The organism is Pseudomonas sp. MF08875, from assembly GCF_059862525.1.
Map to the genome: position 1 here is coordinate 25,617 of NZ_JCBCUW010000015.1, position 17,875 is coordinate 43,491.

The 17,875-nt window shown below is 65.0% G+C and carries 15 protein-coding genes and 1 pseudogene; 14 read left to right on the forward strand and 2 right to left on the reverse strand.

All coding sequences use genetic code 11. The features are described from left to right. Positions 1-15: 15 nt before the first annotated feature. Together ccoN and AC19YT_RS10855 are read left to right on the forward strand one after the other, a co-directional pair. Positions 16-1,443 (forward strand): cytochrome-c oxidase, cbb3-type subunit I, encoded by a 1,428-nt coding sequence (gene ccoN, locus AC19YT_RS10850; RefSeq protein ID WP_095109902.1) that lies wholly within the window; start codon positions 16-18, stop codon positions 1,441-1,443. A gap of 56 nt (positions 1,444-1,499) precedes the next feature. Next, on the forward strand, positions 1,500-1,721 hold the full coding sequence (locus tag AC19YT_RS10855; protein WP_095109903.1) for a CcoQ/FixQ family Cbb3-type cytochrome c oxidase assembly chaperone: 222 nt from the start codon (positions 1,500-1,502) through the stop codon (positions 1,719-1,721). A gap of 46 nt (positions 1,722-1,767) precedes the next feature. Here AC19YT_RS10855 and AC19YT_RS10860 read toward each other — a convergent pair whose 3' ends face one another. Next, complete coding sequence (locus AC19YT_RS10860; protein WP_095109904.1) at positions 1,768-2,262, reverse strand: hypothetical protein; 495 nt, start codon at positions 2,260-2,262, stop codon at positions 1,768-1,770. Between the two features lie 94 nt (positions 2,263-2,356). Then, a complete protein-coding gene (locus AC19YT_RS10865) occupies positions 2,357-2,863 on the reverse strand; it encodes a GNAT family N-acetyltransferase (protein ID WP_500598858.1) in 507 nt (168 codons plus the stop codon). 610 nt (positions 2,864-3,473) lie between these two features. On the opposite strand from AC19YT_RS10865, the gene AC19YT_RS10870 reads away from it, so the two are divergent. From AC19YT_RS10870 to AC19YT_RS10925, 12 genes and pseudogenes are all read left to right on the forward strand, one after another. Beyond that, positions 3,474-4,559, forward strand: coding sequence for a 3-deoxy-7-phosphoheptulonate synthase (locus tag AC19YT_RS10870; protein ID WP_500610225.1), 1,086 nt, complete (start codon positions 3,474-3,476; stop codon positions 4,557-4,559). A gap of 278 nt (positions 4,560-4,837) precedes the next feature. Next, entirely contained in the window at positions 4,838-5,695 is an 858-nt protein-coding gene (locus tag AC19YT_RS10875; protein ID WP_500610226.1) for an esterase/lipase family protein, read from the forward strand. A 92-nt stretch (positions 5,696-5,787) separates the two neighbouring features. Continuing rightward, positions 5,788-6,069, forward strand: a complete 282-nt coding sequence (locus AC19YT_RS10880) for a peptidylprolyl isomerase (protein WP_095109908.1) — start codon at positions 5,788-5,790, stop codon at positions 6,067-6,069. Between the two features lie 131 nt (positions 6,070-6,200). Then, on the forward strand, positions 6,201-8,069 hold the full coding sequence (locus AC19YT_RS10885; RefSeq protein ID WP_500598855.1) for an extracellular solute-binding protein: 1,869 nt from the start codon (positions 6,201-6,203) through the stop codon (positions 8,067-8,069). Then, positions 8,069-9,124: a microcin C ABC transporter permease YejB gene (locus AC19YT_RS10890; RefSeq protein ID WP_500598853.1), complete on the forward strand. Its 1,056-nt coding sequence runs from the start codon at positions 8,069-8,071 to the stop codon at positions 9,122-9,124. Before AC19YT_RS10885 ends, AC19YT_RS10890 begins: the two co-directional genes overlap by 1 nt. Next, positions 9,124-10,146, forward strand: coding sequence for an ABC transporter permease (locus tag AC19YT_RS10895; RefSeq protein WP_176465137.1), 1,023 nt, complete (start codon positions 9,124-9,126; stop codon positions 10,144-10,146). Before AC19YT_RS10890 ends, AC19YT_RS10895 begins: the two co-directional genes overlap by 1 nt. Positions 10,147-10,155: 9 nt before the next feature. Further along, the gene (locus tag AC19YT_RS10900; protein ID WP_500610227.1) at positions 10,156-11,745 is read left to right on the forward strand and encodes an ABC transporter ATP-binding protein; all 1,590 of its coding nucleotides are present in this window, start codon (positions 10,156-10,158) and stop codon (positions 11,743-11,745) included. Positions 11,746-11,860: 115 nt separating this feature from the next. Beyond that, positions 11,861-12,103, forward strand: coding sequence for a hypothetical protein (locus AC19YT_RS10905; protein ID WP_095109912.1), 243 nt, complete (start codon positions 11,861-11,863; stop codon positions 12,101-12,103). 13 nt (positions 12,104-12,116) lie between these two features. Then, a pseudogene (locus AC19YT_RS10910) lies at positions 12,117-13,353 on the forward strand (sigma-54 interaction domain-containing protein). Between the two features lie 277 nt (positions 13,354-13,630). Then, positions 13,631-15,022 carry a GntP family permease gene (locus AC19YT_RS10915; RefSeq protein ID WP_095109914.1) on the forward strand — a complete coding sequence of 464 codons (1,392 nt, stop codon included), beginning with the start codon at positions 13,631-13,633 and terminating at the stop codon, positions 15,020-15,022. Positions 15,023-15,029: 7 nt separating this feature from the next. After that, the gene (locus tag AC19YT_RS10920) at positions 15,030-15,803 is read left to right on the forward strand and encodes a 3-hydroxybutyrate dehydrogenase (RefSeq protein WP_095109915.1); all 774 of its coding nucleotides are present in this window, start codon (positions 15,030-15,032) and stop codon (positions 15,801-15,803) included. Between the two features lie 66 nt (positions 15,804-15,869). Next, entirely contained in the window at positions 15,870-17,825 is a 1,956-nt protein-coding gene (locus AC19YT_RS10925) for an acetoacetate--CoA ligase (protein WP_500610228.1), read from the forward strand. The last annotated feature ends 50 nt before the right edge of the window (positions 17,826-17,875 follow it).

Here is a 17,875-nt window from a genome sequence, read left to right on the forward strand (position 1 = left end):
GTGGAAGAATTGACCATGAGCACAGCAGCAATCGGGCAAGCCTATAACTACAAGGTTGTCCGCCAATTTGTCGTGGCGACCGTGGTATGGGGCGTCATCGGAATGGCCATGGGCGTGTGGATCGCCTCGCAACTGGTGTGGCCGGACATGAACCTAGACCTGCCCTGGACCACGTTCGGGCGCCTGCGCCCTTTGCACACCAGCCTGGTGATTTTCGGCTTCGCTGGCAGCGCCCAGTTCGCCGCCAGTTACTACGCGGTGCAGCGCACCTGCCAGGTGCGGCTGTACTCCGACACCCTGGCGGCGTTCACCTTCTGGGGCTGGCAAGCGGTGATCGTCATCATGCTGGTGAGCCTGCCGCTGGGCTACACCACCACCAAGGAATACGCCGAGATCGAGTTCACCGGCGCGGTGTGGATGGCGGTGGTGTGGGTGGCCTATGCCGTGGTGTTCTTCACCACCGTGGTACGTCGCCAGACCAAGCACATCTACGTGGGCAACTGGTTTTTCGGCGCGTTCATCCTGGTGATCGCCATGTTGCACGTGGTCAACCACTTGGCGATCCCGGTGGACTGGTTCAAGTCCTACCCGGTGTATTCCGGCGCCACCGACGCCATGGTGCAGTGGTGGTACGGGCATAACGCGGTGGGCTTTTTCCTCACCACGGGGTTCCTGGGGATGATGTATTACTTCGTGCCCAAGCAGGTCGGGCGGCCGGTGTATTCCTATCGCCTGTCCATCGTGCACTTCTGGGCGCTGATTACCCTGTACATCTGGGCCGGCCCCCACCATTTGCACTACACCGCACTGCCGGACTGGGCGCAGTCGCTGGGCATGGCGATGTCGCTGATCCTCCTGGCGCCGAGCTGGGGCGGGATGATTAACGGCATGATGACCCTCTCCGGCGCCTGGCATAAGTTACGCACCGACCCGATCCTGCGCTTTCTGGTGCTGTCGCTGGCGTTCTACGGGATGTCGACGTTCGAGGGGCCGATGATGGCGATCAAGACGGTCAACGCCCTGTCCCACTACACCGACTGGACCATCGGCCACGTCCATGCCGGCGCGTTGGGTTGGGTGGCGATGATTACCTTCGGCTCGCTGTACCACATGATTCCCAAGGTGTTCGGCCGCGAGCAGATGTACAGCACGCCGCTTATCAACCTGCACTTCTGGCTGGCAACCATCGGCACCGTGCTGTACATCGCCTCGATGTGGGTCAACGGCATCACCCAGGGCCTGATGTGGCGCGCGATCAACGACGACGGCACCCTCACCTACTCGTTCGTCGAGGCCTTGCAGGCCAGCCACCCGGGGTTTGTGGTGCGCTTCGTCGGTGGCGCGTTCTTCCTCGCCGGCATGCTGCTGATGGCCTACAACACCTGGCGCACAGTGCGTGTGGCGGACCTCAAGGTCGCCGAAGCCGACGCCCGGATCGCCTGACCTGCGGCGCACGCCTTCGCGGCGTGCGCCTCATTTTTTTTCCAAGGAGCTGCGTGATGATCGAGCTAGCACTGAACGTGGGCGCGGTGGCGTGCCTGTACCTGGCGGTCGAGTATTGCTTGCGCAACCAGTCGGCCAAAAGCCTGGACGACGCCAGCCTGATCCCCTTCGCCGACGACCCCGAAGTCGCCCGGCGCGTGGAACTGGCCACCGGCAAGCGCATCGATGCCGTGGCGCCACCGGAAGCGAAAAAGGGTTGGGGCAATATCGAGATCTGACTTGAGAGAGCGGGTTCGCCCGCTCCCACAGGTTTTACCGGGTGGGCTACCCCCGCTCGCGCGGGATCAGCCCCTGTAATTGTTGGGCCAGGAAATTGGCATCGAAGGCGAAGGTGTCGGGGTCTTTGAGGCCGTTGGTCTTGCACCATTGCCACTCGCCGGCCGGTGGCTGGCAGACCAGGGAAATGCTGCCGTAGCGCGCGGCGGTCAGGCCCGCCACCGCCAGGGCAATGGCCCCACCGGCGCCCATCACCTGGGGCACGAATTCCACCGGTTTGCCGGCGATCAGGATGGTCAGTTTCTCGGTCTTGAACGGCGAACTTTCTACCGGCACCGCAGGCCCCGAGGCCACATAGGCTTCGCGGCTGACGCGCAGCAACTCCGGCACCTGTACCGGTGCCAGCCATTGCTCGATCTGGTCGAACAACTGGCCGATCCGCACCGCCCACTGCGCCGACTGGGTTTCAAACACCTGCTTTTTGTGCGCTTCGCTCTGTGCGTAGTGGCGCAGCATCTCGCCCAATTGCTGTACGTCATTCATCGCGGTGTTCCCTGGGTCAGCCGTGGCTGCAAAGCCTGGATCATGGCAGATGCGCGACGCCGGCGTATGACTAATACCGCCGGCGCCACCGGGCTCAGCGCGTGCGCCGCAAGCGCGCCATGCTCAGCACATCCACCAGGGCGCCATCACGCACCGCGTAATCGCACAACCGGCCTTCCTCGACAAAACCGAACTTGCGGTACAGGCCGATGGCCGCCTCGTTGTCGGCGAACACCGTGAGCTCCACTCGTTGCAGGTTCATCCAGTTGTCTGCCACCTCCAACGCCGTGGCCAGCAACAGCGAACCGATGCCCTTGCCCTGCCACGCCACCGAGACACCCATGCCAATGGCGCCGCAATGGCTGCGCCGCACCCGAGAGAACTGCTCCAGGCCACAATTACCCACCACCGCGCCCTGATACAGCGCCACCAGGCGCAGGTGCCGCTCATCCGCCGTGGCCAGGCGCGTGCGCCACAGTTCGGGGGATTGAAACGGCATTTGCAGCACTTGGCGGGTCACCGCCGGCTCGTTGTAAAGCGCAGTGATGCCGTCGATGTGGGCGGTGGTCAGGCGCTCGATGACAACGGGGGTATCGGGCATTGCATTCTTCCTTGGCAATAGAGGGGATCGGTGGTCAAACGCCCTGAGTGTGCCACGCGATAGCCAAGGGTGAGCACACTGATAGCAATTTCCCATTGAACCCCGGGGCCGGCCTCTAGTAAGCTCGGCCCACTTCATCGGAGAAACACCATGCAACACACCCTCCCACAGCCTCGTCACACCGCCAGCGCCTCGCGCCCGGTTGCCGCTGCCTGGGTGAATACTCCGGTCAACTTTTATTTTGGGTATTGGTTTAGCCACTGGCGCGCCTGATACCCACTTCCGGCGCCCACTTTCACGGGTCGCCCACTTGAGTTTTCTCAACCCCCGGTCGGCTTCCCGACCGGGGGTTTTGTTTTTTCAAGCTGTCCATTTTTGCCTCACGCCCCATTCAATTTAAGGAAATACACATGAACCGCACCGCTTATTACCGTCACGACAATGCTTGCGCCTGGCGATTTACCAACCTCCGTTCGGGCCAGCCTGCCGCCTCCGACCGGTCACCCACAGGTGGCATCGCCGAACCCACTGCCAACCCGGCCCATTGTCGAACACCCCACTAGGGCCGACGCGCGGGCACGAACCCGCCGCCAGCCCAGGAAGCCCGAATATGAACTCGTCCATTTGCGCTGTACCACTGTTGAATTGCGCCAACCAGGCCTTGACCCAACGCCTGCCCACCGCGCTGCAACTCCAGCAGCAACTGCCTCTGGCCGCCGCCTTGAGCCGCCAGGTCGCCGACCACCGCCAAGCGGTGCGTGCCATCCTCAATGGCCAGGACTCGCGCCTGCTGGTCGTCGTGGGGCCCTGCTCGATCCACGACCCGCAATCGGCCCTCGAATACGCCGACAAACTCGCCCACCTTGCCCATCAACTCAGCGACGACCTGCTGCTGGTGATGCGCGCCTACGTCGAAAAACCCCGCACCACCGTGGGCTGGAAAGGCCTGGCGTATGACCCGCACCTCGATGGCAGCGACGACATGGCCGCCGGCCTGGAGCTGTCGCGCCACCTGATGCGCGAAATGCTCGGCATGGGCCTGCCAATCGCCACCGAGCTGCTGCAACCCATGGCCGCCGGTTACTTCGATGACCTGCTCAGCTGGGTTGCCATCGGCGCGCGCACCACTGAATCGCAGATCCACCGGGAAATGGCCAGCGGCCTGGGCCTGCCCGTGGGCTTCAAGAACGGCACTGATGGCGGCGTGGCCATTGCCTGCGACGCGATGCGCTCGGCCAGCCACCCGCACCGCCATTTCGGCGTCGACAGCCAGGGCCACCCGGCCATCATCCAGACCCCGGGCAACCCCGACACCCACCTGGTGTTGCGCGGCGGCCATCAAGGCCCCAACTACAGCCGCGAACACGTCGCCCAGGTGCAGCGCAACCTGGAACAACTGGCCATCACCCCAAGGCTGATGGTCGATTGCAGCCACGCCAACAGCGGCAAAGACCCGTTGCGCCAACCCCAGGTGTTCGCCCAAGTGCTAGAGCAACGCCTGCACGGCAACCATCAGTTGATGGGAGTGATGCTCGAAAGCCATCTGTTCGAGGGTTGCCAGCCCCTGACCGGGAACCTGCGCTACGGTGTTTCGATCACCGATGGTTGCCTCGGCTGGGCCGCCACCGAAGCGTTGTTGAGCGACGCCGCCCGCCAGTTGCGCGATGCCCGCCGCCCGCACCCGGCGGTCGTGTAAAACCACTCAGGAGCCTGCACCCGCCAGGCTCCGGGTTACCTATCAGATATTTACCTTCTTCCGCGAAGGTAAAACCACGAGCCCTATGAGAGCCCAAGCAGGCCATGGCCTGTAGGGCGATGCGCCATGACAGTGCATCCCAATAGGTTTAAAAAAACCACAGTTTTTTGTCCAACTTCGACGCCATACAGAGGCTCTTTCCTACACATTCCCACCCGGCGCCTGCACTAGAGTGGGGAAAACCTCGACTGCTTCCCTCACCGCAAAAAGGAAAGACCATGCAACGGAATGCAACCACCCAGCACCCCATCCTCTTGGTTCATGGGCTGTTCGGTTTCGAGAGTATCGACAACGTTCCCCTCTTCCAGGCCGTCAAACACGCCTTGCGCCAGGCCGGCGCACGGGTGTTCATCCCTTACCTGTCCGCCACCCATTGCAACGAAGCCCGTGGCGAACAATTGCTGCTGCAAATCCAACGGGTGCTGGCCGGCACCCAGGCCAGCAAAGTCAACCTCATCGGCCACAGCCAAGGGGCTCTGGCGGCGCGCTATGTGGCTGCCACCCACCCGGCGCTGGTGGCCTCGATCACCTCGGTCAGCGGCCCCAACCATGGCTCCGAACTGGCCGACTACCTACACAAGGCCCTGATTCCCGGGCGCCTACCCGAACCCGTGGCGGCAGCCGTTACCCACCTGTTCGCCGACTTCATCACCCTGCTCAGCGGCCACTCCCAACTGCCCACCGCCACCATCGCGGCACTCAATGCGCTGTCCACCGAAGGCGTCGGCGCGTTCAACGACAAATACCCCCAGGGCCTGCCCGCCACCTGGGGCGGCGCGGGCCAGGAACTAATCAACGGTGTGCGCTACTTTTCCTGGAGCGGCACCCTGCGCCCCGGTGTGCGTGGCAACGAGCCTCTGCGCCAAGTGTGCCAGGCGTTTTGCGACTACTTCACCACCGAAGCCGACCAGAACGACGGCGTGGTCGGGCGCTACAGCTCCCACCTGGGCACGGTGATCCGTTCCGACTACGCCCTGGACCACCTGCAAAGCCTCGCCCCGACGGCGGGCGGCGAACAGGACGCTATTGAGCTGTATGTCGAGCATGCGCAGCGATTGCAGGCCCTGGGCCTGTAAGCCCAACGCTCCACCCGGCACTTTGACGAGAAATCCGTCGCGCAATCCGGTAGGCTCGGCGTTTTATTGACAGTTGAACGGAGTACCTCCCCATGGCCAAAGCCACTGCCCGCCACATCCTCGTTGCCACCGAAGACAAGTGCAACGAACTCAAGACACAAATCGAAGGCGGCGCCGATTTCGCTGAAATCGCCAAAGCCAACTCCTCCTGCCCATCGAGCCGCGACGGCGGCAACCTCGGTTCCTTCGGCCCAGGCCAGATGGTCAAGGAATTCGACACCGTGGTCTTCAGCGCCCCGGTCAACGTGGTCCAGGGCCCGGTGAAAACCCAGTTCGGCTACCACCTGCTGGAAGTGACCAGCCGCCAGGACTGATCCGGCACATACGCTCCCCACAACGGCCCGCCTTTCGCGGGCCGTTGTGTTTGGGCGCGGCACCGGGGCTGGCGAGCCATGGGCCGCTCGCGTAAAAAGGCTGTTTCGACCCCAAGGCTGTAAGGCTGACCATGCGACTGGCTCTTCCCTCATTGTTGTTCGCCGCCCTGGCGATAGTGCTCGGCGCCACTGCCGCCCAGGCCACCCCCAGCCACGCCATGACGGTTTACGGTGAACCGGCCAAGTACCGCGCCGGCTTCAGCCACTTCGCCTATGCCAACCCCCAGGCCCCCAAGGGCGGCAGCATGCGCCGCTCGGCCCTGGAAATCGGCCGCTTCGACCATGTGCTGCCCTATGGCGACAAAGGCATCGGCGTGTCGCAGATCGACGGCCTGATCTACTCGCCCCTGGCCCAGCGCTCCCTCGACGAGCCCTACACCGTGTACGGCCTGGTGGCCCAGCAAATGGAGCGCGCCGACGATGGCCTGTGGCTGCGCTTCTACCTCAACCCCAAGGCCCGCTTTGCCGATGGCACGCCGATCACCGCTGAGGACGTGCGCTACAGCTACGACCTGCTGATGACCCAGGGCAGCCTGCGTTTTCGCACCCAGTTCGCCGACGTTCAAGGCGTGGCGGTGGAATCGGCGCGGGTGATCCGCTTCGACTTCAAGAGCAACGAAAACCGCACCCTGCCCCTGGACCTGGCGACCCTGCCGGTGTTTCCCCAGCACTGGTGGAAAACCCGCGACTTCGCCAACGGCGGCGGCTACGAGGCGCCGCTGGGCAGCGGCCCGTACCGGGTGAGCAGCATCGATTCGGGGCGCAGCATCACCTTCGCCCGCAACCCCGACTGGTGGGGCAAGGACCTGCCCGTGAGCCGTGGCTTGTACAACTTCGACCGGTTCAGCATCGAATACTTCGGCGACACCGACGTCGCCCGCCAGGTGCTGCGCGGCGGCGCCTACGACTACAACCGCGAATTCCTCGCCTCCGCCTTCGCCGTGGGCTACAACGGCCCGGCCCTGGACGATGGGCGCCTGCAAAAGGCCCACCTGGCCAAGGACATGCCGCAACCGGCCCAGGGCTACGTGTTCAACCTGCAAAAACCGCTGTTCAAGGACCGCCGCGTGCGCCAGGCCCTGGCGCTGCTGTGGGATTTCGAGTGGAGCAACCGGCAGATGATGCGCAACCAGTACATCCGCCAGCAAAGCGTGTTTTCCAACACCGCCCTGGCGGCCCGGGCCCTGCCCGATGCCGAAGAACTGGCGATCCTCGAACCCTTACGCGGGCAGATCCCCGACGAGGTGTTCACCCAGGTCTTCGAGGCGCCGAAAACCGATGGCAGCGGGGTGATCCGCGACAAGCAACTGCAAGCCCTGGCCCTGCTCGAAGCGGCAGGCTGGAAACCCGACGGCGATCGCCTGGTCAATGCCGCCGGCGAGCCGTTGAGCTTCACCTTCCTCAACACCCAGGGCGGCATCGAACGCCTGCTGCTGCCCTACAAGCGCACCCTGGCGCAGATCGGCATCACCCTGAACATCCGGCGCATCGACGCTTCCCAGTACCTGAACCGGATCATGGCCCGGGACTACGACATGATCGTCACCGGCTACCCCGCCAGCCCTTCGCCGGGGCTGGAGCTGTACAACTACTTCGGTTCGGCGGCCGCCCTGGACCCCGGTTCCAGCAACACCATGGCCCTGCAAGACCCCGCCGTCGACAGCCTGATAACCGGCCTGGTCAAGGCCACCAGCCAAGCGCAGATGTTGCGTTACGCCCATGCCCTGGACCGGGTGCTGCAATGGAACTACTACTGGATTCCCAACTACTACCCGCCCGGCACTTCCACCGTGTGGTGGAACCGCTTCGGCATGCCCGCCACCCCCGCCAGCAATGAAGAAGCCATCGAAACCTGGTGGGAGGTGAGCCGCGTGCCCCTGACCAACCAACAGATGGCCGCCGAGCGCATCCGCCGTGGCCAGCCCGGGGGGCCACGCTGATGCTCGCCTACGTCGTGCGGCGCCTGCTGCTGATAATCCCCACGCTGCTACTGATCCTGCTGGTCAATTTCGTCATCGTCCAAGCCGCCCCTGGCGGGCCGGTGGAACAGGCCATCGCCCACCTGCAAGGCATCGGCGGCGGCGCGGGGGCCTCCGGCGATGGCGTCAGCAGCAGTTCGCGGGCCAGCCGTGGCCTGGACCCCAAGCTGATCCAGGACATCGAAAAGCAATACGGCTTCGATAAACCGGCCCACGAACGCCTGTGGCTGATGCTCAGCCACTACGCCCGCTTCGACCTGGGCAACAGCTTCTTTCGCGGCGCCAGCGTCACCGACCTGATCCTGGAAAAAATGCCCGTGACCCTTTCCCTGGGCCTGTGGGCCACCCTCATCACCTACCTGGTGTCGATCCCCCTGGGCATCCGCAAAGCCGTGCGCCATGGCAGCGCGTTCGATATCTGGAGCAGCACCGCGATCATCCTCGGCTACGCCATGCCCGCGTTCCTCTTCGCCATGCTGCTGATCGTGCTGTTTGCCGGCGGCACGTCGTGGAACTGGTTCCCGGTGCGCGGCCTGGTGTCGGAGAACTTCGAGCAACTGAGCACCTTGGGCAAAATCGCCGATTACTTCTGGCACCTGGTGCTGCCGGTCACGGCCCTGGTGATCGGTGGGTTCGCCAGCCTGACCATCCTCACCAAAAACGCCTTCCTCAACGAAATCACCCGCCAGTACGTGGTCACCGCCCGCGCCAAGGGCCTGAGCGAACGCCGCGTGCTCTACGGCCACGTGCTGCGCAACGCGATGCTGCTGGTGGTGGCGGGCATTCCCCAGGCGTTTATCAGCGTGTTTTTTGCCGGCTCCCTGTTGATCGAAGTGATTTTCTCCCTCGATGGCCTGGGGCGCATGAGCTATGAAGCGGCCGTGTCCCGGGACTACCCGGTGGTGTTCGGCTCGTTGTTCATCTTCACCCTGTTCGGCCTGCTGATAAAACTCATCGGCGACCTGTGCTACACCCTGCTCGACCCACGCATCGACTTCGCCGGGAGGAACGCCTGATGTTCAGCCTCTCTCCCGTGGGCCGCCGACGCCTGGAGCGGTTCAAGCAAAACCGCCGCGGCTGGTGGTCACTATGGCTGTTTATCGGCCTGTTCGCCCTGACCCTGGGGGGCGAGTTGATCGCCAACGACAAACCCCTGGTGGTCAGCTACCAGGGTGCCTTGCACTTCCCCGTGTTCAAGCGCTACACCGAGCAGGATTTCGGCGGCCAACTGCCGTTCCAGGCCGATTACCGCAGCAGCTACGTGCAGCACCTGATCCGCGACGGCGGCGGCTGGCTGCTGTTCCCGCCCATCCCATTCAGCCACGACACGCCCAACTACGACCTCACCCAACCGGCGCCGAGCCCGCCCAGCGCGCAAAACTGGCTGGGCACCGACGACCAAGCCCGGGACGTGCTGGCGCGGGTGATTTTCGGCGCCCGGGTGTCGATCCTGTTCGCCTTGGCGCTGACCGCCCTGAGCGCCCTGATCGGCATCGCCGCCGGCGCCTTGCAAGGCTACTACGGCGGCTGGGTCGACCTGCTGGGCCAGCGTTTGCTGGAGGTCTGGTCGGGGCTGCCGGTGTTGTACCTGCTCATCATCCTGTCGGGGTTCGTGGAGCCCAACTTCTGGTGGCTGCTGGGCATCATGGCGCTGTTTTCCTGGCTGGCCCTGGTGGACGTGGTGCGCGCCGAGTTTTTGCGCGGGCGTAACCTGGAGTACGTCAAGGCTGCCCGTGCCCTGGGCCTGAGCGACCGCAAGGTGATCGTGCGGCACATCCTGCCCAACGCCATGAACGCCACCCTGAGCTACCTGCCGTTCATCCTCACCGGGGCGATTTCCACCCTCACCGCCCTGGATTTTCTCGGCTTCGGCATGCCCGCCGGCAGCGCCTCCCTGGGCGAGTTGATTGCCCAGGGCAAACAAAACCTGCAAGCGCCGTGGCTGGGGCTGACAGCGTTTTTCACCCTGGCGCTGATCCTTTCCCTATTGGTGTTCATTGGCGAGGCCTTGCGCGATGCCTTTGACCCGCGATCCTGAGCGCAACCCATGACTGACAACCTGATTGAAATCCGCGACCTGAGCGTCGCCTTCAGCGGCCAGTGCGTGGTGCGCCACCTGAGCCTGGACATCCGCCCCGGCGAGTGCCTGGCGCTGGTGGGCGAGTCCGGCTCGGGCAAGTCGGTGACCGCCCATTCGATCCTGCAACTGCTGCCCCAAGCCGGCACCCAGACCACGGGCAGCATCCGCTACCAGGGCCAGGAACTGCTGGGCGCCGGCGCCAGCGTGCTGCGCCAAGTGCGCGGCAACCGCATCGCGATGATCTTCCAGGAGCCCATGACGTCCCTGAACCCGCTGCACAGCGTGGAAAAGCAGATCGGCGAAACCCTGCTGCTGCACAAGGGCCTGGGCGGCAAGGCCGCGCAACAGCGCACCGTGGAACTGCTGGAGCTGGTGGGCATCCGCCACCCCGAGCAGCGCCTCAAGAGCTACCCGCACCAACTCTCCGGCGGCCAGCGGCAACGGGTGATGATCGCCATGGCCCTGGCCTGCGAGCCGCAATTGCTGATCGCCGACGAACCCACCACCGCCCTGGACGTGACCGTGCAGCGCAAGATCCTGGCCCTGCTCAAGTCCCTGCAACAGCGCTTGGGCATGGCCCTGCTGCTTATCAGCCATGACCTCAACCTGGTGCGCAGCATCGCCCAACGGGTGTGCGTGATGCGCGCCGGGGAGATCGTCGAACAGGCCGACTGCGAGCAACTGTTCAGCCAGCCGCGCCACCCCTACAGCTGCGAATTGCTCAACGCCGAACCCGACGGCCAGGCCCTGCCCCGGGACGAACGCGAGGCGGTGTTGCAGGTGGATGACTTGCGCGTGGTATTCAGCAGCGGCGGCGGCTTGCTGCGGCCCAAGCAGCACCTGCACGCCGTGGACGGCATCAGCCTGAGCGTGCAGCGGGGCAAGACCCTGGGCATCGTCGGCGAATCGGGCTCGGGCAAGTCCACCCTGGGCCAGGCGATTTTGCGCCTGATCGACTCCAGCGGCGCCATCCGCTTCCAGGGCCAGGCCCTGGACCGCCTCAACCACAAACAGATGCGACCCTGGCGCAAGCAGATGCAAGTGGTCTTCCAAGACCCCTTCGGCAGCCTCAGCCCACGCATGTCGGTGGCGCAGATCATCAGCGAAGGCCTGGAGGTACATAGCCCGTGCAGCGCGGGCGAATGCGAGCGGCAAGTGATCCGCGTGCTCGAAGAGGTCGGCCTGGACCCCGCCAGCCGCCACCGCTACCCCCACGAATTTTCCGGCGGCCAGCGCCAACGCATCGCCATCGCCCGCGCCCTGGTGCTCAAACCGGCGCTGATCCTGCTGGACGAACCCACCTCGGCCCTGGACCGCACCGTGCAAAAGCAAGTGGTGGCCCTGCTGCGCGACCTCCAGGAAAAACACGGCCTCACCTATTTGTTCATCAGCCACGACCTGGCGGTGATCCGCGCCCTGGCCCACGACATGCTGGTCATCAAGGACGGCAAAGTGGTGGAAAGCGGCCCCAGCGAAACCCTGTTCACCGCGCCCCAACACCCCTACACCCAGGAATTACTGGCCGCCAGCCTGCTGCCGCGACCGGAGCGGGGGTAAACGCTGTAACCTTGGCGCCTTGAGCTGGCTTGTGTGCAAGCACACCTCTGTGGGACCCGCTTCACAGACAGGCCAGCCCCCACTCAGCTAACCGACTTTTACCTGCGGAATCCCCATGACCCCCAACGCCGAACGCTACAACCCCTCCACCGACTACGCCGACAAGCTCATCAGCCGCATCGGCCAGACGCCCAGCTGGATCGCCAAGCGCATCGGCGTGACCGACAAGCGCATCCGCTACATCCTCGACGGCTCGCGCACGGTCAAGGGTGAAACCACCGAGATCCAGATGACCTACCCCGAACAATTTGCCCTCGAATGCCTGGCGGCCGAGGCCAGCGCCAAGAAAAAAGCCTGAGCGGACCCGCACCATGCCCCACAACGAAAGCCTCAAGGATTACCAACGCGTACGCCTGCTGGCGATCCGCTCGCTGTTCGAGATCATCGAGCAGTCCAGTGAGGGCACGGTGATCGTCGACCGCGACGCCAACATCGTCTGGATGAACGAGCGCTACGCCCGCCGCTTCGGCCTGGAGTCCGCCGCCCAGGCCCTGGGCCGCGCCTGCGAGAGCGTGATCCCCGGCAGCCTGCTGCGCGAAGTGGTGCGCAGCGGGCGGCCGATCCTGCTGGACATGCAGGACACCCCCAAGGAACCGCTGGTGGTGATGCGCCTGCCGATCCACGACGACGCCGGGGCGGTAATCGGCGCCATCGGCTTTGCCCTGTTCGACGAGTTGCGCAGCCTCTCGCCCATGCTCAAGCGCTACATGAGCATGCAGGAAGAGCTGGCCTCCACCCGCTCGCTGCTGCGCGCGCGCCAGGCCAAGTACACCTTTGCCCACTTCATCGGCACCAGCGCCGCCAGCCTTGAGGTCAAGCGCCGCGCCCGGCGCCTTTACCGGCGCCGACCGCAAGGGCCGCACCGGCAAATTGCAGATCGCCCAGGGCGGCACGCTGTTTCTCGATGAAATCGGCGACATGCCCCTGCCCCTGCAAAGCAAGCTGCTGCGGGTGTTGCAGGAAAAGGAATTCGAGCCGCTGGGCTCCAATGAGGTGATCCACAGCGACGTGCGGGTGATCGCCGCCACTTCCACCGACCTGCAAGCGGCGATTGGCCGCGGCGAGTTTCGCGCCGACCTGTACTACCGCCTCAACGTCCTGCCGATCCAGGTGCCGCCGCTGCGCGAACGCCTGGACGACCTGCCGGCCCTGAGCGAAGCCATCCTCGAAGAGCTGCGCAGCCAGCACGAACTGGACCGCGACGCCCTGGCCCTGCTGGGCCGCCACGCCTGGCCGGGCAACATCCGCGAACTGCGCAACGTGCTGGAACGGGCGGCGCTGCTCAGCGACGACCTGCTTCTCGGCGCCCCGGCCATCGCTGCTGCCATTGGCACCCTGAGCCCCCTGCAACCCTCCCCGGCACCCGCCACCACGGTGCTGGAGGGCGAAACCTTCAGCGCCGCCCGCCAGCGCTTCGAGCGCCAATTGATCGAGGCCACCCTGGCCCAGTGCGGCGGCAAAGTCAGCGAAGCCGCCCAGCGCCTGGGGCTGGGGCGCTCGACGCTGTACAAAAAAATGCTGGCATTGGGGATCGCCGAGTCTCACTAAAGAGACTCAAATCTCCCAAAAGAGACGCAACCGCGCTGTACGCTCCTTCGTGGGCACGCCCGCGCCCACAGCGTGTTTCACAGGCTGCGGTGGTGGCAGCGGGCCTGCCCGCGATAGCGCCCTACGTCCCACAACAGAGACAAATACCTGCCCTTCGCTACCAAACCAATAAAATATTCATATATTTCAACAACTTAAAACCTGGCATAGATCTCGCTAAGGATTTTTCCTACACCCGTTGCACCCCACAAAAATAACAATCCGATGGAGACACACCATGAGTGTGATTATTGCCCTGGCCGCGCTCGCGCTGCTGATGCTGGCGGCCTACCGTGGCTACAGCGTCATCCTCTTCGCCCCCATTGCCGCCCTCGGTGCCGTGTTGCTCACGGACCCTTCCGCCGTCGCGCCCGCGTTCACCGGGGTGTTCATGGAAAAAATGGTCGGTTTCATCAAGCTGTACTTCCCGGTGTTCCTGCTGGGCGCGGTGTTCGGCAAGCTGATTGAGCTGTCCGGGTTCTCGCGCTCCATCGTCGCCGCCGCGATCCGCCTGCTGGGCACCCGCCAGGCCATGCTGGTGATCGTGCTGGTCTGCGCCTTGCTGACCTACGGCGGCGTGTCGCTGTTCGTGGTGGTGTTCGCGGTGTACCCGTTCGCCGCAGAGATGTTCCGCCAGAGCAACATCCCCAAGCGGCTGATCCCGGCCACCATCGCCCTGGGCGCGTTTTCCTTCACCATGGACGCCCTGCCCGGCACGCCGCAGATCCAGAACATCATCCCCAGCACCTTCTTCAACACCACGGCCTGGGCCGCGCCCTGGCTGGGGCTGATCGGCACGATCTTCGTGTTCTGCGCCGGCATGCTCTACCTGGCGCGTCAGCGCAACAAGGCGCAACGGGCCGGCGAAGGCTACGGCACCGAGCTGCGCAACGAGCCGGAAACCGCCGAAGACATCAAACTGCCCAACCCCTGGGTTGCGCTGTCGCCGCTGCTGCTGGTGGGGGTGATGAACCTGCTGTTCACCCACTGGATCCCGCAGTGGTACGGCAAGACCCACAGCCTCAGCCTGCCGGGCATGAGCGTGCCGGTGCAGACCGAAATCGCCAAGCTCACCGCGATCTGGGCAGTCCAGGCCGCGTTGCTGGTGGGCATCATCATGGTCCTGGTGTTCGGCTTCAGTGCCATCCGCAGCAAACTGGCCGAGGGCAGCAAAAGCGCGGTCAGCGGCGCGCTGCTGGCGGCGATGAACACCGCGTCCGAGTACGGCTTCGGTGCGGTGATCGCCTCGTTGCCGGGGTTCCTGGTGCTGGCCGACTGGCTCAAGGGCATCCCCAACCCGCTGGTCAACGAAGCCATTACCGTGACCTTGCTGGCCGGCATCACCGGCTCGGCTTCCGGCGGCATGAGCATTGCCCTGGCGGCCATGTCCGAGAGCTTCATCGCGGCGGCCAACGCGGCCAACATCCCCTTGGAAGTGCTGCACCGCGTCGCCTCCATGGCCAGCGGCGGCATGGACACCCTGCCCCACAACGGCGCGGTGATTACCCTGCTGGCCGTGACCGGGCTGACCCACCGCGAGGCCTACAAGGACATTTTCGGCATCACGCTCATCAAGACCCTTGCGGTGTTCGTGGTGATCGCTACTTTCTATGCCACCGGCATTGTGTGAGGCACCCATGAAAACATTGAACGGCAAAACCGCCCTGGTCACCGGCTCCACCAGCGGCATCGGCCTGGGCATTGCCCTGAGCCTGGCCAAGGCCGGCGCCAACCTGATCCTCAACGGCTTCGGCGACGCCTCGGCGGTAATCGCCCAGGTCGAGCACTATGGCGGGCGGGTCGGCCACCACGGCGCCGACGTCAGCGACCCGGCGCAGATCGCCGACATGCTCGCCTATGCCGAGCGCGAGTTCGGCGGTGTCGACATCCTGGTCAACAACGCCGGCATCCAGCACGTGGCGGCGGTGGAGGCGTTCCCCGCCGAACGCTGGGACGCGATTATCGCCATCAACCTGTCCGCGGTATTCCACAGCACCCGCTTGAGCTTGCCGGGGATGAAAGCCAAGGGCTGGGGGCGGATCATCAACATCGCCTCGGTGCATGGCCAAGTCGGCTCGGTGGGCAAGGCCGCTTACGTGGCGGCCAAGCACGGGGTCATCGGCCTGACCAAAGTGGTGGGCCTGGAAACCGCCACCAGCAACGTCACCTGCAACGCCATCTGCCCCGGCTGGGTGCTCACGCCCCTGGTGCAAAAACAGATCGATGAGCGCATTGCCAGCGGCATCGACCCGCAACAGGCCCAGCACGACCTGCTGGCCGAGAAACAACCGTCCCTGGCGTTCGTCACGCCCTCGCAACTGGGGGAGCTGGTACTGTTTTTATGCAGCGACGCCGGCAGCCAAGTGCGCGGCGCGGCGTGGAACATCGATGGCGGGTGGTTGGCCCAGTAAGGCCCGTCGCTGCCGTCGTAGCCAGCGGGCTGGCCCGCTGGCTGCACACAACAATAAGAGGCCTCTATGTCCGACATCCTTTGGCAACCCAGCGCCGAGCGCATCCGCGCCTCCCGCCTGCACGCCTTTGCGCGCCTGCTCCATGACCGCCACGGCATCGCCCTGCGCGACTACCCCAGCCTGCACCAGTGGAGCATCGACCAGCGCGCCGAGTTCTGGCACGCCATCGTCGATTTCTTCGACGTCCAGTGGCACGCCGCGCCCCACGCCGTGCTGCGCGAAGGCCCGCAGATGCCCGACGCCCAGTGGTTCCCCGGGGCCACCCTGAACTTTGCCGAACACCTGCTGCGCCGCCGCGACACCCACACGGCGGTGGTTGCCCTCGGCGAAGACGGCCAGCGCGAAACCCTGAGCTACCGCGAACTCGCCGAGCAGGTCGCCGGCCTGCAAAAAAGCCTGCGCGCAGCGGGCGTGGGCCTGGGCGACCGGGTGGCGGCGTGCATGCCCAACACCTGGCAAACCCTGGTGGCCATGCTCGCCACCACCAGCCTGGGGGCGATCTGGTCCTGCTCATCGCCCGACTTCGGCACCCAAGGCGTGATCGACCGCTTCGGCCAGATCGAACCCAAGGTGCTTATCACCTGCGCCGGCTACCGCTACGCCGGTAAAAACCTCGACCAAAGCGCCAAGATCAACGAAATCCTGCAACGCCTGCCGTCCCTCGAACAGTTGCTGATCGTGCCTTACGCCCGCCCCGAGGCGCGGGTCGAGGATTACCGCACCCAGGCCCGCGTGGCGCTGTGGGCGGACTTCTACCACAGCGGCGGCGAGCCTGAGTTCGTCGCGGTGCCGTTCGCCCACCCGCTGTACATTTTGTATTCGAGCGGCACCACCGGCGTGCCCAAATGCATCATCCACAGCACCGGCGGCGTGCTGTTACAGCACCTCAAGGAACACGGCCTGCACACCGACCTGGGCCGCGACGACGGCCTGTTCTACTACACCACCTGCGGCTGGATGATGTGGAACTGGCTGGTCTCGGCCCTGGCGGTGGGCAGCCGCGTGGTGCTGTACGACGGCTCGCCGTTCCACCCCCAGCCCGAACGCCTGCTGGACCTGATCGACGCCGAGGCCATCAGCGTGTTCGGCACCAGCCCCAAGTACCTGGCGAGCCTGCAGGCCGAAGGCCTGCAACCGCGCCACAGCCACAACCTGGGCAGCCTGAGGACGCTCCTGTGTACCGGCTCAGCCCTGTCGCCGCAGAGCTACGACTACGTTTACGAGCAGATCAAGGCCGACCTGTGCCTGGCGTCGATGTCCGGCGGCACCGATATCGTCTCCTGCTTTGTCGCCGGCAACCCCTGGCAAGCAGTGCGCCGTGGCGAGATCCAGGGCAAGAGCCTGGGCATGGCGGTGCAGGTATGGAACGCGGCCGGGCAACCGGTGGTCGGCGAAAAGGGCGAACTGGTGTGCACCCGCCACTTCCCGGCCATGCCCATTGGCCTGTGGCACGACCCCAGCGGCGAGCAGTTGCGCGCCGCCTACTTCAGCCAGTTCCCCGGGGTCTGGGCCCAGGGCGACTACGCCGAGGAACTGGCCCACGGCGGCATGCTGATCCATGGCCGCAGCGACGCGGTACTCAACCCCGGCGGCGTGCGCATCGGCACCGCGGAAATCTACCGCCAGGTGGATAAAGTCCCCCAGGTGCTGGAAAGCATCGCCATCGGCCAGCAGTGGCAAGGCGACGTGCGGGTGGTGCTGTTTGTGCGCCTGCACGCGGGCGTGGCGCTGGACGCGGCGCTGGAGCAACACATCCGCCAGGTCATCCGCGCCAACACCACACCGCGCCACGTGCCGGCGAAAATTCTCGCGGTCAACGACATCCCCCGTACCCTCAGCGGAAAAATGGTCGAACTGGCGGTGCGCAACGTGGTCCATGGCTTGCCCGTGAAAAACACCGACGCCCTGGCCAACCCGCAAGCCCTGGACGAGTTCCGCGACCGCCCGCAGTTACGCGAGTAGCCCGGCCGGGGCTGCTGGGCGGCCCTTAGGCACCTGTGGGGGACGAGTGT